Origin of the sequence: Halomonas citrativorans (assembly GCF_900163645.1) — a bacterium.
GTDB lineage: Bacteria > Pseudomonadota > Gammaproteobacteria > Pseudomonadales > Halomonadaceae > Vreelandella > Vreelandella citrativorans.
The window spans coordinates 24,731-43,270 of record NZ_FUKM01000013.1 but is presented as its reverse complement, the minus strand read 5'-3'; the positions used below and the strand labels follow the sequence as shown (position 1 = coordinate 43,270).

Here is an 18,540-nt window from a genome sequence, read left to right as displayed (position 1 = left end):
GCCTCTATCGAGTTCCGCCTGCCATGCTTGATGGGCGGCTCCATCATTATTGAGCTGGCGCACAACCCTTCCTGGATGACTGGCTGCTCATCGCTACTGTTAGCGGCTAAAAAGCCGGATACTCGGCGATGAAAGAGCAACGTTAAAGCCCCAACGTTTGTTACTATTTGAGGCTTAACTGTCTGTTTTCTTTTACGCTACCGGAGCTCGCTATGCATTCCCTAATTGCCCAGATACAACCTGTTGATTGCGCTGCTGGTGATAGGGCAAGGGCGTATCTGGACACGCTTACCAAGCCGCCTGGAAGCCTTGGAATGCTAGAGCAGTTGGCGATTCAGCTTAGCGAAATTAGCGGTGAACGTGCGCCTACCATTACGCCGCCTGGGGTCGTGGTGTTTGCCGCGGACCATGGCGTTGCCGCCGAAGGCGTTTCTGCCTTTCCCCAAGCGGTTACGGCACAGATGGTCGCCAACTTCGCCAGCGGAGGCGCAGCAATCAACGTGTTTGCCCGGCAGGTGAACGCCAGGCTTGAGATCGTCGATGTGGGTGTCGTAAGCGATGTTGATATGCCGGGCGTGGTCGTCAATAAGATACGTCGCGCCTCGGGAAATATTGCTATCGAAAATGCCATGCTCCCTGAGCAAGCTCAGCTGGCAATTGAGGCAGGCATTAATGCCGTGAGGCGCGCTCACCAGGCGGGTTGCCGTAGTGTGGTAGTGGGTGAGATGGGCATTGCCAACACCACCGCAAGTAGCGCCATGCTAGCGGCCTTGACCGGTACGCCGGTTGCTCAGGTAGTGGGCGCAGGCACAGGGCTTAACAGCCAGCAGCAAATACATAAGGTGAATGTTATTGAGCGAGCGCTTGCGGCGCGGCATTTTGAGGCGAGTCAACCGTTAAGCGTGCTGACCGCCTTGGGTGGGCTTGAAATAGCCGCGATGACCGGCGCCTATTTGGCTGCGGCCGCTTATCGCCTGCCCGTCATTGTCGATGGTTTTATTGCTAGCGTGGCCGCACTGACTGCCTGCCGAATTTGCCCCGCTGTAAGCGGCTATCTTGTATTCGGTCATCGCTCTGAAGAGCCGGGCCACGGGGTAGCGCTGGAAGCGCTTGAGGCAACACCGTTACTCGCGCTGGGCATGCGTCTGGGCGAGGGAAGTGGCGCTGCGCTGGCTTTCCCTTTGCTCCAGGCGGCTACCGCCATGATGGCTGAAATGGCGACGTTTACCTCAGCCGGTATCGCGGACAAAACAGCGTGACCCTGCTACTGCTTATTACCCTCGCTATCGGGTTGGATTTACTAATAGGCGACCCTCGCTCATTGCCGCACCCGGTCGTTTTCATTGGCCGCATGATCAGCTTTTTGGAAAAGAGCTGGAATCGAGGCACTGATTCACAGCGAAAGCGCCGAGGATTTCTACTCACCGCAACCGTCGTCATTGGCGTATGGGGTGTTAGCTGGTCAGTGCTTGCGCTGTTAACGGCGATTAACGTTTGGCTTGGGTTAGTTGCAGAGCTCTGGCTGCTGGCTACAACGCTTGCCATTAAAGGGTTGGCGGATGCAGGCCGGGCCGTCGCGGTACCGCTTGCTAACGGTGATTTGCCGGGCGCACGCCAAGCGCTTTCCATGATTGTAGGGCGCGATACGGCAGCGCTCGATGAGGCTGAAATCACTCGGGCGACGGTGGAAACCGTGGCTGAAAATACCGTGGATGGTATTACCGCACCGCTGTTTTTTGCCGTGATAGGTGGGGCGCCGTTAGCTCTGGCGTATAAGGCGATTAATACGCTGGACTCCATGGTAGGGTACCGTAACGAGCGCTTTGAAAAGTTTGGCTTTGCCTCGGCCAAACTGGACGATATAGCCAACTGGTTGCCAGCCCGAATCACCGCGTGTTGCCTTTGGTTAGGCGGCATTTTATTGGCCTTGATGGCCAGCAAACCGCTACGCTGGAAAGGCGCGCTACGTGCCACTTGCCAAGAGGCCCCGCGTCACCCAAGCCCCAATGCCGGTTGGCCAGAAGCCATGGTTGCCAGGCTATTGGGTGTGCAACTGGGTGGGCTTAATACCTATCAAGGCGCTATCTCTCGGCGCGCAACGCTTGGCGAGCCTCTGGCGCCACTAAACGTGACGCACATTGGGGCAACCATTCAACTAATGCATGTAGGGTGGCTGTTGTTTATGGGGCTGATGGGATTGCTATGGGTGGGGGTAAGGTGAGCCATAAAGCAGAGCAGTGCGTCTCTCACTGGCCAAGCCATGGTGGCCAGCCAGCCGCACTTTTAAAGCGCTTTGGGCTACCCGATGCGCATCCGATAGAAGACTTTAGCGCCAACCTTAATCCGCTTGGCCCGCCTGAGTGGGTGGCAAACGCGCTCACTACGTCGATTGCGTCGCTTGCCCATTACCCGGCACCTGATTATCGCGTGGCTCGGGAAGCGATAGCCGCCTACCACGGCGTTACGCCCGAGCAGGTACTGCTGACCAACGGGGGCGCCGAGGCGATTTTTTTAGCGGCAGCCCGGTATGCAGGCAAACGCGCCGCCATCGTGACGCCTGGCTTTGGAGAGTATGCGCGCGCCTGCCGCGCACATCGTTTGCCAATTACTTATATTGCGTTATCCGCTCCAACGTTTGAGCTTGATCTCGACGCATTAATGGCATCACTAAAAGGCATCAGCGTACTGTTTTTATGCCGCCCCAATAACCCTACCGCTACGTTGATTCCACTGAGTACCATGCAGGCGTTATTGGCCCGCACGGCAGCGATAGGTTGCGATGTGGTGGTTGATGAAGCGTTTGTCGATATGACCGTGGAGGAGGGGGAAAGAGCATCGTTAACTCCCTTGTTGGCCGAGTACCCGCATCTACTACTGCTACGCTCGATGACCAAGTTTTATACGTTGCCGGGGTTACGCGTAGGCTACGTGCTGGCGCCTTCGGTGGCCATTCAAACGTTGGCTGTGCACCAACCTCCCTGGAGCGTAAATCAGATGGCGGCTGCGTTGGTGGCGCCGCTCCTTCGGGATGCGGCGTTTGCTGAGCAAACTCGCAGCTGGCTAAACCAGCAACACCCGCTGATGGCGGCATCTCTGCTTACAAAAGGGCTTGATGTCGTCACCAGCACGACTAATTTTTTTCTGGCAAGGCCTAATAACACTTTGCGTGAAAGGGGGCTTACCAGTAACGTACTTTTTGAGCGCCTGTTGCGAAACGGCATATTGGTTCGTCATACGCATAACTTTGCAGGTCTGGACGGCGATTGGGTGCGCATTGCCCTGCGTGGCGCAACAGCGAACCAGCGACTATTAAAGGTACTGAATGATTGTCTTTGTTAGTGGCGGCGCTCGCTCGGGGAAAAGCGCAGTGGCCGAGCAGCAGGTAATAAAAGCCGCCAATGGGAGTAGTTGCTACTACATTGCTACTGCGGAGGTTTATGACGCGGAGATGGCGGCGCGAGTGGCACGCCATCAAAGCGCGCGGGATATGCGTTGGATCACGATGGAGGCACCCGTTGCCATCGATCAGGCGATAGCACAAGTGCCCGATGGCGCTGCTGTATTGTTGGACTGCCTGACACTCTGGGCCAGTCAGGTGCGTTACGCGGGTGGTTTAACTGACTCCCAAGGCAAGGCGCTGTTAGCTAAGAGCGTACAAGATGCGCGCTCGCGAGGCATTCACCTGGTGCTGGTGTCCAACGACCTCAATGAGGACCTGCCTTCACCTGATAAAGAACTCGGGAGTTTCCTGGCATTTTTACAGTCACTGCATTGCTGGCTGGCGGCTGAGGCAAACTCGGTGCTTGAAGTGGTGGCTGGGCATGCCATTGAGTGGAAACCCAAGAGTGACCCTTCATGAAAAATGCTTTTTATGGTGGTGCGCTTGCCCTGCAGTTTTTAACCCGCTTACCGGTACCGATTGCTTGCCCCTGGACACCTAAAACCCGCCGTTGGGCTATTCGTGCCTATCCCCTGGTGGGGCTATTGTTGGGTAGTTTGTTAGCGCTGCTGGCGCTGTTGCTTCAAAACGCGCCCACGCCAATTGCCGCACTTGCGCTGCTCAGCCTATGGGTGAGCTTGAGCGGAGGCTTGCACCTGGATGGAGTAATGGATTTAGCCGATGCGCTGGGCAGCAATCAACCGCTGGCGCGCCGCTGGGAAATCATGAAAGACCCCCAAATTGGCAGTTTCGGCATATTGGCGCTGCTTTTTTTGCTTGCCTGGAAAGGCGTTCTGCTTTGGGTATTGCTGCAACACGGCGCTCCACTCTGGTGGTTGGTGGTACTCCCCGCGTTGGGGCGATGGGGGGGCGCGATGCTACTGGTATTCACGCCATGTGCTCAACAAACAGGGCTGGCCTGGGCTTGGAAGCAGTCGCTTGGCCTGCGTGATGTACTGCTGGCGCTGGTACCTTTGCTGCTGCTCGCGCTTTTTTGGCCGGACATTATAGCAATGTGCCTTGCGACAGGCTTATTTGTAGTAGCCAGCCGATGGGCGCTGATGACACTGTTCCAGGGTATTAATGGTGATATGGTGGGCGCGACGATAGAAGGAGGTGAGTTGTGGCTGATGGGGTTAATGTTGAGCTGGTGGTGGTACGCCATGGCATTACCGCCTGGAATGTAGAGCGCCGCTATCAGGGGCAGCGCGATATTCCGCTGTTATTTCCTGATGCTGAAGAGGGGCTTTTAGCACTTCGCGAAGCGCTAGCAAGCGAGTGTTTTGACGCGATCTATTCAAGTGACCTTCACCGCTGTCAACAAACGCTTGAGTGGATTCAAGCGGCCAAGCCGGGTGTGCCACTACATTTGGAGTCTCGCCTACAAGAACTCAATTTTGGCGATTATGAAGGCAAGATTTACGATGAACTTAAGGACTTGCCGCATTATCGTGCCTGGGTGGATAGCGTCGGCGAGCTACAGATCCCAGGTGGCGAGTCCGCGGCTCAGCTACGTGAGCGCTTGGCGCTTTGGCTTGCCGATGTAGCGAAAGATGCCTTGGCGCATGGGTATCAAAAGATTCTGGTCGTAACGCATGGCGGCGTTATCCGCGAGCTTCGCCGCCGCTTTGAAACGATTGAGTTTTGGGATGGCGTGGTGACTCAGGCCCAAGGAAGACGCTGGCAATTGACGTATCACCCCGGCGATTGTGGAAAAGGAGAGTGGCTATGCAACTGTTCATCGGCGGTGCCTGTGCCGGTAAGCGAAGCCTTGTAAAAACACGTTTTCCAAGTGCTGTCTGGTGGCGGTTAGCGCCTGGGCAGCGCTTACGTGAGTGCGCCGGGGTAATGCTGCCCAGCACACCATTAATACTGCATGGCGTACTGGAGTGGCTCTCAGCCTCCATGGACTCAGATGCAGGAAGCGATGGTTGGCGGTCACAATGGTGCGATGATTTAAATGAGCTTCTGCAGTCTGCCAAGGCGCAGCAAACAGCGCTGGTTATTATCGCCAGCGATATCGGCCGAGGCATTGTGCCCATCGAGCGCCATCAACGCCGCCTGCGTGATTTAAACGGCTGGTTTAGCCAAGACGTAGCGGAACGTGCCGAGCACGTTTGGTATGTGCGCCATGGGTTGGTTATGCCGATGTCGCCACATCATTGATACTATTTCTCCTAGGTTTGTCCTGATTTCTTCGCCATTGATCTTTTTTTTACGCAATTGACGATGATCGTCACCTACTGCGCAGCCCACCTGAGGCCGCGCAGTAAGCAGAAATTAACCGACTATTGTCACTAAAAACAAAGCAGGCTATGCCGCTGGCGCTTTTCCTTCGAATTAAACAATGCCTGAGCCACTCCGATTTGCATCGGCTGGGCGTTGCTCGCCGCAGGTTTGGCGATAGCCTGAGGCGCGGTAGCTGGCGATGGGGTTGATAGCCCCCTCATCCAAGCGCCGCGCTTGTTGGAGAATGGGCTCAACATCCTGGTTGAACGCGGCTTTAAGCGTTGCCTGAGCCATCAGTGCATCGTTGTTCTGTTGGTGGTGTGCCAAGGCTTCGCGGTCGACCAGCAGTGACTTGACGAAGGCGCGTCGTACTTCCCCGGCGCTGTAGATAAGGCTTTCAATGGGGTCGGTAACATTGTGCGATTGATCCAGCATGTGGAAAGGCGCGAACAGCGAGTTTCTACGCTGGACATCAACCAACTCGTTAAACACCAGAAATAGCTGATAAGGGTCGATGGAACCCGCGTCCAGGTCATCATCGCCATACTTGCTGTCGTTGAAGTGGAACCCACCCAGCTTTCCGAATTGGGCTAGACGAGCAACGATCATCTCAATGTTGACGTTGGGTGCGTGATGCCCCAAATCGACCAGGCAGAGACAGCGCTCGCCGGTTTCCTTGGCGGCCAGGTAGTTCGAGCCCCAGTCCTGAATCACAGTCGAGTAGAAGGCGGGCTCAAAGACCTTGTGCTCGATTAGCATGTTCCAATCGTTGGGGAGCGCTGAATAGATCGTTTTGGCGCTGTCCAGGTAGCGTGCGAAGCTGTCGGAAAAATGCTGCTGACCGGGAAAGTTGGAGCCATCGCCAATCCAGACTGAAAGCGCTTTCGAGCCTAGCTGCTTACCTAGCTCGATCACTTCAATGTTGTGCTCGATGGCCTGGCGGCGCGTTGCTTCATCGGTATGCGTAAGGCTGCCGTATTTATAGGAGAGCTTCTGACCCGCCTCATCCTGAAAGGTATTAGAGTTCATGGCATCAAAGCCTAGCCCACGCTCAAAAGCGTAGTCTCGAAGCTCGCTGGGATCAGAAGGTCTGTCCCAGGGGATATGCAGCGAGACGCGCGGCGTCATGGTGGCCAGCTGCTGGATGACGGCGCAGTCGTCCAGTTTTTCGAAAATATTGCGCGGCTCGCCTTCACCGGGAAAGCGAGCGAAACGCGTGCCACCGGTGCCCACGCCCCAAGAGGGTAGGGCGACTTCCAGACCGCGCGCCTGTTCGGTTAATGTATCGATGTTAATGTCGGTGCGGGCAAGTCTTTCGCCCAGGTACTGATAGTCACGGTCAAGGTCGACCGCTCGCTGCTCGTTATCACTGTGGATGCGGTCAGCATTGATCATTGTTTTTGTCATACATTCACCAGTTATGCGTTGGTTAAAGCGGGCTCAGCGTGTAAAGGAAGGGGCGTGTCCCGCATCCACATTAATAATATTACCGGTTGATTTGGCTGAGGCGTCGCTAACAAAAAAGTAGATAGCCTCGGCGATATCTTCAGGCAGTACGCTGAGCTTTAGCAGGCTGCGCTGGCGGTAATGATCCTCAAGCTCATCCGTGTCCAGGTCGTAGGCGCTGGCCCGCTCTTCTTTCCATTTGCCGGTCCAGATTTTAGAGCCGCGTAGCACGGCGTCCGGGTTAACCACATTGGCTCGAATGCCCAGCGGGGCACCTTCCAGCGCAACACTGCGTGCCAAATGAATTTCTGCCGCTTTGGCGGTGCAGTAAGCGCTTGCATTAGCAGAAGCCACCAAGCCATTTTTACTGGCAACGAAGACAATATTACCGCCCGTTTTTTGCTGCTTGAGCACTTTGAATGTTTCACGCGTGACCAAAAAGTAGCCTGTCGAAAGAATCGCCTGGTTACGGTTCCAGAGCTCCAGGCTTGTCTCATCAATGGGTGCTGAGGAGGCGATGCCTGCGTTAGAGACTAAAATGTCGACCCCGCCGAAGGCAACGCAGGCCTGAGCGATAGCCGCCTCAACCTGACGCTCGTCGGTAACATCCATCAGGCAGGTGGAAACCATGTCGGCACTGAACGTGTCAGCGAGCGCCTGTTGCGCCGTTTCCAAGCCTTCTGCGTCAATATCGAGCAGCATCACGCAGGCACCTTCGTTGGCCATTCTGGCCGCGGTGGCTTGGCCGATGCCGCCGGCACCTCCGGTCACTAACGCGATGCGTCCAGCCAGTGCCTTTGGTTTAGGCATCCGTTGAAGCTTGGCCTCTTCAAGTAGCCAGTACTCAATATCAAAGGCTTCCTGGTCGGGTAGGCCCATGTATTCACTTACCCCGGACGCACCTCGCATAACGTTAATAGCGTTGAGATAAAACTCACTGGCGATGCGTGCGGTCGCTTTGTCCTTGGCGAAAGTGAGCATACCCACGCCCGGTAGCAGATAAACCACGGGGTTGGAGTCTCGCATTGCGGGGCTATCCGGCCGCTTGCAACGCTCATAGTAGGCTGCATAGTCGCGGTTGTAGTGGCCTAGCTGTTCATCCAGGCCAGCGATGACAGCGTCAAGGTTGTCGGTTTCGGGGTCGTAGCCAACGACCAGTGGCTTAATTTTGGTGCGCAGGAAATGATCAGGGCAGGAAGTGCCTAGCTCCGCCAAGGCTTCAAGAGCGTTGGAATTGACGAATTCGAGAACCTCAGGGGCGTCGTTAAAATGGCCGACTTGACGCTGATGGTCGCTGGTCTTGCCGCGAATAATCGGCATCAGTTTAGCGGCGATGGCCTTGCGTTTATCGGCGCTTAGGCTGGTAACGCGAGGGCCGGAAAAGGCTGCCTTGTCCTTGAGCTGTTCGTCCAGCCAGCTCTGGGCCTTGTTAATAATATCCAGCGAGGTTTGGTAGCACTCTTTGGCTGTTTCACCCCAAGTGAACAGGCCGTGCGCTTCAAGCAGCACACCCTTTAGGTTTGGCTGCTCTCGGGCAATCTTTTCAAGCTCAAGGCCCAGTTGGAAGCCTGGCCTGCGCCAGGGTAGCCAGCCAATATCGCCGCCATAGATAACCTGGGTTAGCTCACGGCTATTCTTTGACGCAGCAATGGCGATAACGGCGTCTGGGTGTAGGTGGTCAACATGGGGATAGGGCAAGTAGGCGTGTAGCGGGGTATCGATACTGGCTGCGCGGCTGTTCAGGTTAAAGGTGCAGTGGAGAAGTGCGCCCACCATCTCATCTTCATGCGCCTCACCTTTATAAAATTGTTTAAGCGTTTCAAGCTTGTCCTGATAAAGGGTCGCAAAGCCATCAAGCCCCATACTGCCGATGTCACCACCTGAGCCTTTAACCCAAAGCACCCGAACATTTTCACCGGTTAGCGGGTCTGCCTGGATGATTTTGGCAGAGGTATTGCCGCCGCCATAGTTGGTGACACGCTTGTCGGCACCGAGCAGATTGGAGCGGTAATGCAGCTGTTCGGCTTCGCTCATGGAGGCTGCCAGGCGGTCATCCCAGCGATTATTGATCTGGTTGGCGGGCTGTTGGGGCATGAGATACCTCGGGTATTGTTATGGTGTGATTGGGCAGCGGCAGCCGGACTGATAGTGTTGTGTGCTTATTATTGTGAAAGCTATTGTGTTGAAAGGTCTGGCTGCGACCTTTTTTGATCGATTTTGACGAGTTATGAGTATAATCTGTAGAAAAGTATCGATCCGAGATTTTTATCTGTCAATAGCAATCATAAATATTCAAAATTGGCTTGCAGATGATCGATTATGAAATATAGTGATGAGTGAGGATAACGAATGCATGAAGTTGAACGTCATCGAATCATCTTGGCGGAAGTTGAAGAAAAGCCCATTGCTACCCTCGGGTACTTGGTAAATTTATTGGGCGCTTCGGAAGCGACCGTTCGGCGAGACATCAACGAACTGCAACGACAGGGGAAATTGAAAAAGGTACGTGGCGGAGCGGAAGCCTTGCATCCACCTGCTAACACCTCCCTGGTAGGGCGGCCTTACTCGGTTAATCAATTGATTAACGCCAAGGCCAAGCGCGCCATCGCAAAGGAAGCGGTGGGTCTGTTGGGAGATGGGATGTCAGTCACCATTAGTGGCGGGACGACAACCTACTTCATGGCGGAGTTCATGCGCTCATGCAAATTGCAGGTGCTGACGAATTCGTTCGTGATTGCCGAGCAGTTATTAAAACGCAGCAAGTGCATGGTGATGCTACCAGGCGGTAACGTATATCGGGAACAGAACATTATCTTGAGTCCGTTTCCGAATGATATTTCCAGTCAATTTTATGCCTCGATGCTGTTCATCGGGGCGCAGGGAGTTGGTCCTCAGGGGGTGATGGAGGCAGATCCTCAGATTGTGCAGGCGGTAATGAAACTGCTGGACCAGGCCGATCAGAGAGTATTGCTGGTCGATTCCAGTAAGTTTGAAAATCGCAGTAATCTCATCGTCTGCCCATTATCTCATGTCGATATCGTCATTACCGACGATGGTATTGACCCCTCAAGGCGACAAATGATCGAAGATGCGGGTTGTCAACTGATTATCGTCAATCAAGGCCTTGAAACGACCGCCCCCGGCTGATGCTCAAAGCAGGGTCGGGGCATAACAAAAAAATTGGAGCGCACGATGTTCAAAAAACTCTTCCCAGCCCTAACGGCAATGATGTCGATTGCTTACTTAGCACCCGCCCATGCTGAAGATGATGTACGCATCGCCCTGGTGGTCAAGGCAATGGGTATCGGTTTCTTTGAGGCCGCCAATGAAGGTGCCCAGGAAGCAGCCGAAGAGCTGGGTAATGTAGAAATCATTTACACCGGCCCAACCACGACAACCGCTGAAGGCCAGATTGAGGTAATCAGCTCGCTGATTGCCCAGCGTGTCGATGCTATCGCGGTTTCCGCCAATGACCAGGACGCGCTGGTACCTATCCTGAGTCGCGCCCAGCAGCGCGGTATCAAAGTGATTTCCTGGGACTCTGGGGTCGCACCCGAGGGCCGCAGCGTGCACTTAAGTCCCTCCAGTGATGATTTGATTGGCCGAATGAATGTACAGCTAGCGGCCGATGCGTTAGAAGCCAAAGGCGTTAGCTCGGGTCAGATGGCTATTCTCAGTGCGACACCTACCTCGACTAACCAGAATGTCTGGATTGAAGAGATGAAAAAGGTGCTACCGGAATTTCCCCAGCTTGAGTTTGTAGACACCGTTTATGGCGACGACTTGGCAGACAAGAGTTATCGCGAAGCGGTAGCGCTAATGCGTAACCATCCTGATCTGGACGTTATCGTCGCCCCAACCACGGTCGGTATTTTGGCCGCGGCGCAAGCGGTGAGCGATGAAGGCCGTGTTGGTGAGGTTTATGTCACCGGTTTGGGCCTGCCATCGGAGCTTGCTGGCCACGTGGAGAGCGGCGCCATGCATAACTTTGCCATTTGGAATCCCATTGATTTGGGCTACGCCGCGACGACCATCGCTTATAACCTGGTGATGGATAATGCGACGGAAACCAGTGTAGACATGGGCCGTATGGGCACCGCGCAACTCGATGAGAACGGCAGTGCCGCCATGGCGGAACCTTTTATCTACGACGCAACCAATGTTGAGGATTTCGCCGATATTTTTTAATCGCGAAATCGGGCTGGCGCTGTCACGGCAGCGCCTGACCAAACAATAAATACATCCAATAACAAAGATAATAGCCATGACACAAAGTACAGCAGTGTTCGCGCTGAGAAACGTCACCAAAACGTTTCCCGGCGTGACGGCTCTCGACAGGGTTAAGCTTGATCTCTATCCCGGTCAGGTGACTGCCTTGGTCGGTGAGAACGGCGCCGGAAAATCCACGTTGGTCAAAACCATGACCGGCATCTATCAGCCCGATGGCGGGGAAACCCAGGTCGCTGGCGAAGTGGTACGCATTGACGATCCTGAAGCGGCGCGCCAGTTGGGCATTACGGCTATTCATCAAGAAACGGTGCTGTTCGACGAGCTGACCGTTACTGAGAACATCTTCGCAGGTAACTACCTGACGCGCGGCCGTTTAGGGCGGCTCGATTGGCCCGCGATGCATGAGCGCACTCGCGGAATCCTCGCCGATATTGATGCCCCCTTGGACCCCAAAGCACGTTTGAGAGGGCTAAGTATTGGCCAGAAGCACATGGTGGCAATTGCCCGTGCGCTCTCGGTGGATGCCCGTGTAGTCGTTCTTGATGAACCTACGGCTGCACTATCGCATCACGAGATCAAAGAGCTATGCGGCATCGTTGAGCGTCTCAAAAAGGCTGGTAAGGCCATCCTTTTCATTACACACAAGTTTGATGAGATTTTTACCATCGCCGACCGCTATGTCGTTTATCGCGATGGCACTTTTGCTGGCGAAGGCATGATCAGCGATGTCACTGAAGCAGAGCTGGTTGAGATGATGGTAGCGCGCAGTGTTAGCGAAACCTTTCCCAAGCAGACCGTGGCTATCGGTGAACCGATGATGACGGTAGAAAATTTGAACCACCCGACCGAGTTTGCCGACATTAATTTTGAAGTGCGTGCGGGTGAGATTCTGTGTTTTTACGGCCTGGTAGGGTCTGGCCGTACTGAAATTATGCAGGCGCTTTTTGGCCTGTCGAAGGCAGTAACCGGCAATGTGCACATTAATGGTGAACCGGTGACTATCCGCTCGCCAGCCGACGCAATCAAGGCTGGCTTGGTCTACGTGCCGGAAGAGCGCCAGCAGCAGGGCGTTATTTTGGATTTACCCATCTTTCAAAACATTAGCTTGCCACAGCTTGGGCGGCTTAATCGCTGGGGCTTATTAAATGAGGCGCGTGAATATGACGTGGCACGGACTTATGGCGAGCGCCTTAACGTCAAGACCTCAAGCTGGGATCAAAAAGTAGGCAACCTGTCTGGCGGTAACCAGCAAAAGGTCGTTATCGGCAAATGGCTCGCGACACGGCCAAAGATCATTGTCCTTGATGAGCCCACCAAAGGGATTGATATCGGTGCCAAAGCGGCGGTGCATCATTTTATGTCAGAGCTGGTTAACGATGGTTTGGCGGTCATTATGGTTAGCTCAGAATTGCCTGAAGTGCTCGGCATGGCTGACCGCATTATCGTGATGCACGAAGGCCTGATGGTGCGTGAATTTACTCGCGCAACTGCCACGCCTGAAGCTGTCGTGGGTGCTGCTACTGGAGGGATGGCCGCATGATGTCCGCGCTACTTAAACATCGTGAGCGTTTTCTGGCGCTGGTCATCCTGGCGTTGATATTAGTGGTGGGCGCTATCACGCCCTCGTTTCTTAGCCCGAACAGCCTGGTCAGCGCCTTCAACGATACCTCTATCCTGATGATACTGGCGATGGGGCAGATGCTGGTTATCCTGACCCGTTGTATCGACTTGTCGGTAGCCGCCAACCTGGCCTTAACGGGGATGGTGGTGGGCATGATCAATGCCGCCTATCCCGGCGTGCCGGTGCCGTTATTGATACTTTTTGCCATGGCAATGGGTGCTTGTCTTGGTGCCATTAATGGGTTCTTTGTTTGGGTTGTTGGTGTGCCCGCCATTGTCGTAACACTGGGTACGATGAGTATCTATCGCGGTACTATTTTTCTGCTCTCGGATGGTGCCTGGGTGAATGCCCACCAGATGAGCGCGGGCTTTATCAGCTTGCCACGCACAGTGGTGTTGGGCATGCCGGTGATGAGTTGGATCGGAATCATCGTTGTAGCCGCCTTCTATTTCGCTACTCGCCATCTGCGCCTCGGGCGGGACTTCTTTACGTCTGGCGGCAATCCTACCGCTGCTTTCTACACCGGTGTGAGCGTTGGCAAAGTGCAATTCAAAGCCTTTGTGGTGTCCGGAATGCTGGCGGGGCTGTGCGGTTACCTTTGGGTGTCGCGCTACGCGGTTGCCTATGTGGATGTCGCTAATGGCTTCGAACTACAGGTGATTGCGGCATGTGTGATCGGCGGTATCAGCATTATGGGTGGGGTAGGCACCGTGCTCGGCTGCGCGCTGGGTGCTCTGTTTCTGGGTGTCATCAACAATGCTTTGCCGGTGCTGGGTGTTTCACCGTTTTGGCAGATGGCCATTTCTGGCGCCGTTATCATCATCGCCGTCATTGCCAACTCGACGGCTGAGCGAAGCAAAGGACGTATTATTTTGCGCCGGGCTGTGAGTAAACGCGCCACCCCCTCTCAGCATCAGGAGGCCTGACCAATGGCAAATACCATGACTCAAACGGCTGTGCCTAATCGCTTGTCCAACCATTGGCTGCATCATCTGTTGCGCTGGGAAACCTTTTTATTACTGGTAACGGTATTGGTGTTTCTGTTTAACAGCCTTGCCACGCCCTATTTTCTTGATCCATGGAATCTCTCGGACGCTACTTTCAACTTTACTGAAAAAGCCATCATCGCCTTGCCCATGGCCATGTTGATTATCTGCCGGGAGATAGACCTGTCTGTCGCCTCTATCATTGCGCTCTCTTCGGTGAGCATGGGGCTGGCGGCTGAGGCGGGCATGGGGCCAGGCGGCCTGGTGTTTGTGGCCGTTTCAGTGGGCATTGTCTGCGGGTTGTTCAATGGTTTAGTAGTCACCCACTTCGGCATACCCTCCATTGTCGTCACCATTGGTACCATGAGCCTCTATCGAGGTATTGCTTACGTAATTCTGGGCGATGGGGCATTCACTAACTACCCCAGTGGCTTTGAATTTTTCGGTCAGGGCTACGTTTACTGGGTGTTCTCCTTTGAATTCACCCTTTTCATGGGGATGGCGCTGATATTCTATGGGTTGCTACATCACACAAACTTTGGCCGCCGTACCTACGCCATCGGCAATAATCCAACAGCGGCTCTCTATTCCGGCATTAAGGTCAACAAGCACAAGCTGATTCTGTTTGTCATGGTAGGGGCTATATCGGGGCTTGCCTCGGTGTTGCTGACGTCGCGTTTAGGAAGTACGCGACCCTCTATCGCCTTTGGCTGGGAGCTGAGCGTCATCACGATGGTCGTGCTTGGTGGGGTAAGTATTCTAGGTGGCTCTGGCAGCATGGTGGGCGTCGTCATTGCCGTCTTCTTGATGGGCCTAGTGACCTTCGGGCTTGGTCTGCTCAATGTGCCGGGAATTGTGATGACGATTATTATCGGCGCCATGTTGATTAGCGTGATCAGCATTCCGCTGGTGGCGGGGCGGTTACGCGCAGCGCGGGAGCAACGCAAATGATCCACGCCTCTGTTATGCAGTTACATCAAGGTTGCGAAGCCGAATATCGCGCCCGCCACGATGCCCTCTGGCCTGAACTTCAAGCACATCTGAAAGCCTGCGGTATCTTCAATTACCACATCTTTCTAGATCCCCAAACACTGCAACTGTTTGCCAGCTTTGAAACGGAAGGCCCGCTAGATGAAGCAGCGCTAAAAGCGCACCCGGTGATGCAGCGGTGGTGGACATACATGGCGGACATTATGGAAACCCAAAGCGACTCTTTTGAGCCGAAAGCACAGCCGCTAACCGAGGTTTTCTACCTGCCATGACTCAACAACAGCATCAATCGGTACTGGCGGTACTTGATATCGGCAAGACCAACATCAAACTCTGCGCGCTCAGCCTTGGCGAAAATGGCGGTAAAGTGTTGGTGGAAAAACGCCGGGGCAATGAGGTTTGTCGGAACGGCCGCTATCCACATATCGACACGGAGGCTATCTGGGACTGGCTGAAAGCAGCCTTGGCTGACTTGGCTCATGACTATCATGTCGTTTCCATCGGGGTGACCACTCATGGCGCTACGGCGGCGTGTATGGCGGGCAACGAGCTGGCGCTACCGATTCCTGATTATGAGAGCGACCTGTGCTCGGCGCTGAATAATAACTACCGCGGCGTGCGGCCACCTTTCGCGGAGACAGGCAGCCCTGATTTGGCGGGTGGGCTCAACCTGGGGCGTCAGTTGTACTGGCTTTCACAAGCCTGGCCCGAAGACTTTGAGCAGGTCACTGATATCTTGATGTATCCCCAATACTGGGGGTGGCGGTTAACCGGTATAAAAGCTGGGGAGGCCACGTCGCTCGGCTGTCATACTGATCTTTGGAACCCCCATAAAAGTGACTACTCGTCGCTGGTAGAGCGGCTTGGCTGGCGAGCATTGCTGCCAACGATTTTACCGACAGGAGCATCGCTCGGCCCGGTTCGGCCTGAGCTGGCCGAGTCACTCGGCCTGCCGAATAGCTGCCAGGTGTTAAACGGTATTCACGATAGCAACGCTTCGCTGGTACCCCATCTTCTGAAACGTACGGCGCCTTTTGCCGTTGTTTCAAGTGGCACCTGGACCGTTATCTGCGGGGTTGGTGCCGCCATTAATGGGCTGGATGAAGCCCGAGACATGCTGATTAACGTAAGCGCTTACGGTGCCCCTGTGCCCACCATTCGCTTTATGGGAGGGCGCGAGTGGGAGACGTTACGGGGAGATGCTAACGGTGAGCTGATCGATCTGAAACGTGTCATGGACCAGGAGGTATTTGCGTTGCCTGCGTTCGTTGATCAGGGCGGGCCTTTTCGCCACCGCACCGGCCGGATCGTTGGGCCGGTCGAACGGCTGAATGGCGCGGGTAAAACAGCCTTGGCCTCGGTCTACTGCGCGTTGATGACAGACTACTGTCTGAGTTTGTTAGGCCAAGTAGGTGACGTCATCGTGGAGGGCGCTTTTGCAGGCAACAAAATCTACATGCACGTATTAGCGACACTGCGAAGCGAACATGCTCAGAACGTTTATGGCAGTACCGACAGCACGGGGACAACGCAAGGCACGGCGACTCTTGGCCAGCACAGTCGCCAGTGGTCGTTCGTAGAGCCAGCGTTTATACACCCTGCGGGGCAGAGCGAAGAAGTTCTCGCCTACGCGAATACCTGGCGGCGTTTAGTCGCTTAACGGTAGGCGCTCCAGCTTGGCTAAATCTGGGCACTTTTTAGCAAAGTACCCATTAGCAAAGTGCCCATTTTTTGCGCCAGCTCCACTCTTTGCTTATTCCTTTAACTCATTCCCCCAGCTCATCCCTCCAGGAATGGCACGGTGAGAAACCGACCAGGCGGCGGGCTTTTGCATTGCTGTAAAAAGTCTCAAATTCACCCATTGCCTGCTTGATGGGCACGCCTGGGTAGAAGCGTTCCACTACTTGAGCGTTGCTCAATCCTACTGACAGATCATTATTGGCGACGTTAAACACTTCGTAACCCAGGCCGTCTGTTTTCAGGCAGCAGTCGACCATCTGCCCCAGGTCGCGAGCGTCAATGTAAGCGAAAATATTGCGGCGACGCAGTGCCGGGTTGTCCATATAAGCCGGGAAGTTCTGGCGATATTCGTGAGGCTCGATCACGTTATTAATGCGCAGGGCATAAATATCGATGCCCGAGCGCTCCTGGAAAGAGCGTGCGGTTACTTCGTTAACCACCTTGCTCATCGCGTAGCTGTCTTGCGGTACTGTTGGGTGCTCTTCATCTACCGGCAGGTAATCAGGTTGCTTCACTCCGTCGGCAAAGCAAATGCCGTAAGTGGTCTCGCTGGAAGCAAAAATGACTTTGGGAATATCCAGTCGAGTCGCCGCATCCAACACATGGTAGGTACTTAACGTGTTAATGCGGTAGGTTTCGTTGTCCGGCCGGTGGAGAATGGCGGGTATGGCGGCAAAGTGGACGATGGCATCGTAGCGTGGCATGCCGGTACCAGGTTCTAGCTCATCGAAATTGGCATAGGCTTGGCACGCATTAAATACCTGGCCCGAGTCGGTCAAATCGACCTTTAGCGTAGTGATGCCCGGCACGTCGGAAGCTACCCAGTCCAGATTGGTGACGCTGTGGCCCTGGTCGCGAAGGTACGCCGTTACATGACGACCCGCCTTGCCGCTACCACCGGTAAACAAAATGCGCATGTGGATTTTCCGTTTATTGTAAGAGTCCGTTATAAGGACCCACACCTTAGCAAAGAAAGCGTTACACCGCCGAGTTGGTTTTACCACCACACTATGTGCGACGAAGCAGAGCAATTGATGAATTGCAATCGATGGCAAATAGCCTTATCACAGCATAATCATTGTGCTCCATAAATAAGCCTTGTGATCTACACTCAGTTTAAGCTTGGGTATTTGATCGGCGCCTGAGCCTGATGCTTGATCCCAACAGCAGTGCATTTGCATAAACGGGAGGTCGTTATGATCCACCATGTTTGGGGGCTCCTTCATCATCCTGACGCAGAGTGGCATAAGATTAGTGGCGAGCATGAGTCCGTTAGCCATCTCTATGTCCATCATGTCCTTGTTTTGGCGGTTATTCCTGTGGTCTGTGCGCTGATAGGCACGACCCAGATTGGCTGGACCTATGGCGGTAGTGATACCTATAAAGTCTCTATTACAGATGGCCTGGCGCTAGGCGTTGCGTTTTATGCGCTGATGTTAATGGCCGTTGGTGTGGTTGGCAGTGTGGTCCACTGGTTAGCCCGCAAGCTGGAGAGTCGCCCTAGCCGCCGCAACTGTATTATTTTCGCTGGGTACATTGGCACACCGATGTTTCTGAGCGGTGTTTTCGCTCTTTATCCGGCTTTCTGGTTTTGCATGCTGGGCTTGGTGATAGGGCTACTTTATAGCGCTTACCTACTCTACAAGGGAACGCCCAGTTTCCTGGGTATTAGCCATAAGCGTGGTTTTATTATATCCACTGCAACGCTATGTATCGGAGTGCTAGTGTTAGAGGTGCTGCTTGCGGTGATTGTTCTGCTGTGGAGTATGGGATCGGAGTACAGTGTGGTGTGGTGGTTTTTTGGATAGAGAGTGCCTGTGGGGCAGTTATGACGGCTTAGCCCCAGATTTTAGCGTTTA

Annotated in this window: 18 protein-coding genes; 15 read left to right on the top strand and 3 right to left on the bottom strand. The window is 54.4% G+C overall.

Annotated elements, in window-relative coordinates:
* Positions 1 to 212 precede the first annotated feature (212 nt).
* From cobT to CZ787_RS03215, 7 genes are read left to right on the top strand one after another with little or no spacing between them, the layout of a single operon-like run.
* The gene (gene cobT / locus CZ787_RS03245) at positions 213 to 1,259 is read left to right on the top strand and encodes a nicotinate-nucleotide--dimethylbenzimidazole phosphoribosyltransferase (RefSeq protein WP_087106138.1); all 1,047 of its coding nucleotides are present in this window, start codon (positions 213 to 215) and stop codon (positions 1,257 to 1,259) included.
* The gene (gene cbiB / locus CZ787_RS03240) at positions 1,256 to 2,221 is read left to right on the top strand and encodes an adenosylcobinamide-phosphate synthase CbiB (RefSeq protein ID WP_087106136.1); all 966 of its coding nucleotides are present in this window, start codon (positions 1,256 to 1,258) and stop codon (positions 2,219 to 2,221) included. The genes cobT and cbiB overlap by 4 nt, the downstream gene beginning before the upstream one ends.
* Positions 2,218 to 3,339, top strand: coding sequence for a threonine-phosphate decarboxylase CobD (gene cobD / locus CZ787_RS03235; protein ID WP_254908547.1), 1,122 nt, complete (start codon positions 2,218 to 2,220; stop codon positions 3,337 to 3,339). The genes cbiB and cobD overlap by 4 nt, the downstream gene beginning before the upstream one ends.
* Complete coding sequence (locus CZ787_RS03230) at positions 3,323 to 3,859, top strand: bifunctional adenosylcobinamide kinase/adenosylcobinamide-phosphate guanylyltransferase (RefSeq protein ID WP_087106133.1); 537 nt, start codon at positions 3,323 to 3,325, stop codon at positions 3,857 to 3,859. Before cobD ends, CZ787_RS03230 begins: the two co-directional genes overlap by 17 nt.
* Positions 3,856 to 4,626, top strand: a complete 771-nt coding sequence (gene cobS / locus CZ787_RS03225; RefSeq protein WP_087106131.1) for an adenosylcobinamide-GDP ribazoletransferase — start codon at positions 3,856 to 3,858, stop codon at positions 4,624 to 4,626. The genes CZ787_RS03230 and cobS overlap by 4 nt, the downstream gene beginning before the upstream one ends.
* Positions 4,563 to 5,216 (top strand): histidine phosphatase family protein, encoded by a 654-nt coding sequence (locus CZ787_RS03220; protein ID WP_087106129.1) that lies wholly within the window; start codon positions 4,563 to 4,565, stop codon positions 5,214 to 5,216. Before cobS ends, CZ787_RS03220 begins: the two co-directional genes overlap by 64 nt.
* Complete coding sequence (locus tag CZ787_RS03215; protein WP_087106127.1) at positions 5,168 to 5,605, top strand: bifunctional adenosylcobinamide kinase/adenosylcobinamide-phosphate guanylyltransferase; 438 nt, start codon at positions 5,168 to 5,170, stop codon at positions 5,603 to 5,605. The genes CZ787_RS03220 and CZ787_RS03215 overlap by 49 nt, the downstream gene beginning before the upstream one ends.
* Before the next feature lie 174 nt (positions 5,606 to 5,779).
* On the opposite strand, the gene rhaI is transcribed toward CZ787_RS03215, so the two are convergent.
* Both rhaI and CZ787_RS03205 read right to left on the bottom strand, forming a co-directional pair.
* The gene (rhaI, locus tag CZ787_RS03210; RefSeq protein ID WP_087106125.1) at positions 5,780 to 7,075 is read right to left on the bottom strand and encodes an L-rhamnose catabolism isomerase; all 1,296 of its coding nucleotides are present in this window, start codon (positions 7,073 to 7,075) and stop codon (positions 5,780 to 5,782) included.
* A 33-nt stretch (positions 7,076 to 7,108) separates the two neighbouring features.
* Positions 7,109 to 9,208, bottom strand: a complete 2,100-nt coding sequence (locus CZ787_RS03205; RefSeq protein WP_087106123.1) for a bifunctional rhamnulose-1-phosphate aldolase/short-chain dehydrogenase — start codon at positions 9,206 to 9,208, stop codon at positions 7,109 to 7,111.
* Positions 9,209 to 9,463: 255 nt separating this feature from the next.
* Between CZ787_RS03205 and CZ787_RS03200 the strand changes: the two genes are divergently transcribed.
* The 7 genes from CZ787_RS03200 (at position 9,464) to CZ787_RS03170 (ending at position 16,601) form a co-directional block, all read left to right on the top strand.
* Positions 9,464 to 10,261: a DeoR/GlpR family DNA-binding transcription regulator gene (locus tag CZ787_RS03200; RefSeq protein WP_087106121.1), complete on the top strand. Its 798-nt coding sequence runs from the start codon at positions 9,464 to 9,466 to the stop codon at positions 10,259 to 10,261.
* A 45-nt stretch (positions 10,262 to 10,306) separates the two neighbouring features.
* Positions 10,307 to 11,302, top strand: coding sequence for a rhamnose ABC transporter substrate-binding protein (rhaS, locus tag CZ787_RS03195; RefSeq protein ID WP_087106119.1), 996 nt, complete (start codon positions 10,307 to 10,309; stop codon positions 11,300 to 11,302).
* 76 nt (positions 11,303 to 11,378) lie between these two features.
* Entirely contained in the window at positions 11,379 to 12,884 is a 1,506-nt protein-coding gene (locus CZ787_RS03190) for a sugar ABC transporter ATP-binding protein (RefSeq protein WP_087106117.1), read from the top strand.
* The gene (locus tag CZ787_RS03185; RefSeq protein WP_087106115.1) at positions 12,881 to 13,891 is read left to right on the top strand and encodes an ABC transporter permease; all 1,011 of its coding nucleotides are present in this window, start codon (positions 12,881 to 12,883) and stop codon (positions 13,889 to 13,891) included. The genes CZ787_RS03190 and CZ787_RS03185 overlap by 4 nt, the downstream gene beginning before the upstream one ends.
* Positions 13,892 to 13,894: 3 nt before the next feature.
* Positions 13,895 to 14,902: an ABC transporter permease gene (locus CZ787_RS03180; RefSeq protein ID WP_087106113.1), complete on the top strand. Its 1,008-nt coding sequence runs from the start codon at positions 13,895 to 13,897 to the stop codon at positions 14,900 to 14,902.
* Complete coding sequence (locus CZ787_RS03175) at positions 14,899 to 15,213, top strand: L-rhamnose mutarotase (protein ID WP_087106111.1); 315 nt, start codon at positions 14,899 to 14,901, stop codon at positions 15,211 to 15,213. The genes CZ787_RS03180 and CZ787_RS03175 overlap by 4 nt, the downstream gene beginning before the upstream one ends.
* A complete protein-coding gene (locus CZ787_RS03170) occupies positions 15,210 to 16,601 on the top strand; it encodes an FGGY-family carbohydrate kinase (RefSeq protein WP_087106109.1) in 1,392 nt (463 codons plus the stop codon). Before CZ787_RS03175 ends, CZ787_RS03170 begins: the two co-directional genes overlap by 4 nt.
* Before the next feature lie 106 nt (positions 16,602 to 16,707).
* On the opposite strand, the gene CZ787_RS03165 is transcribed toward CZ787_RS03170, so the two are convergent.
* Complete coding sequence (locus tag CZ787_RS03165) at positions 16,708 to 17,598, bottom strand: NAD-dependent epimerase/dehydratase family protein (RefSeq protein ID WP_087106108.1); 891 nt, start codon at positions 17,596 to 17,598, stop codon at positions 16,708 to 16,710.
* A 279-nt stretch (positions 17,599 to 17,877) separates the two neighbouring features.
* Here CZ787_RS03165 and CZ787_RS03160 point away from each other — a divergent pair, with 279 nt between their 5' ends.
* Positions 17,878 to 18,489 (top strand): Yip1 family protein, encoded by a 612-nt coding sequence (locus CZ787_RS03160; RefSeq protein ID WP_087106107.1) that lies wholly within the window; start codon positions 17,878 to 17,880, stop codon positions 18,487 to 18,489.
* The last annotated feature ends 51 nt before the right edge of the window (positions 18,490 to 18,540 follow it).

What these genes read in the sequence shown, in the direction of transcription:
- cobT (WP_087106138.1), top strand. Translation starts at nt 213, where the DNA reads ATGCATTCCCTAATTGCCCAGATACAACCTGTTGATTGCGCTGCTGGT.
- CZ787_RS03230 (WP_087106133.1), top strand. Translation starts at nt 3,323, where the DNA reads ATGATTGTCTTTGTTAGTGGCGGCGCTCGCTCGGGGAAAAGCGCAGTG.
- cobS (WP_087106131.1), top strand. Translation starts at nt 3,856, where the DNA reads ATGAAAAATGCTTTTTATGGTGGTGCGCTTGCCCTGCAGTTTTTAACC.
- CZ787_RS03215 (WP_087106127.1), top strand. Translation starts at nt 5,168, where the DNA reads ATGCAACTGTTCATCGGCGGTGCCTGTGCCGGTAAGCGAAGCCTTGTA.
- rhaI (WP_087106125.1), bottom strand. Translation starts at nt 7,075, where the DNA reads ATGACAAAAACAATGATCAATGCTGACCGCATCCACAGTGATAACGAG.
- CZ787_RS03205 (WP_087106123.1), bottom strand. Translation starts at nt 9,208, where the DNA reads ATGCCCCAACAGCCCGCCAACCAGATCAATAATCGCTGGGATGACCGC.
- CZ787_RS03200 (WP_087106121.1), top strand. Translation starts at nt 9,464, where the DNA reads ATGCATGAAGTTGAACGTCATCGAATCATCTTGGCGGAAGTTGAAGAA.
- rhaS (WP_087106119.1), top strand. Translation starts at nt 10,307, where the DNA reads ATGTTCAAAAAACTCTTCCCAGCCCTAACGGCAATGATGTCGATTGCT.
- CZ787_RS03190 (WP_087106117.1), top strand. Translation starts at nt 11,379, where the DNA reads ATGACACAAAGTACAGCAGTGTTCGCGCTGAGAAACGTCACCAAAACG.
- CZ787_RS03185 (WP_087106115.1), top strand. Translation starts at nt 12,881, where the DNA reads ATGATGTCCGCGCTACTTAAACATCGTGAGCGTTTTCTGGCGCTGGTC.
- CZ787_RS03180 (WP_087106113.1), top strand. Translation starts at nt 13,895, where the DNA reads ATGGCAAATACCATGACTCAAACGGCTGTGCCTAATCGCTTGTCCAAC.
- CZ787_RS03175 (WP_087106111.1), top strand. Translation starts at nt 14,899, where the DNA reads ATGATCCACGCCTCTGTTATGCAGTTACATCAAGGTTGCGAAGCCGAA.
- CZ787_RS03170 (WP_087106109.1), top strand. Translation starts at nt 15,210, where the DNA reads ATGACTCAACAACAGCATCAATCGGTACTGGCGGTACTTGATATCGGC.
- CZ787_RS03165 (WP_087106108.1), bottom strand. Translation starts at nt 17,598, where the DNA reads ATGCGCATTTTGTTTACCGGTGGTAGCGGCAAGGCGGGTCGTCATGTA.
- CZ787_RS03160 (WP_087106107.1), top strand. Translation starts at nt 17,878, where the DNA reads ATGATCCACCATGTTTGGGGGCTCCTTCATCATCCTGACGCAGAGTGG.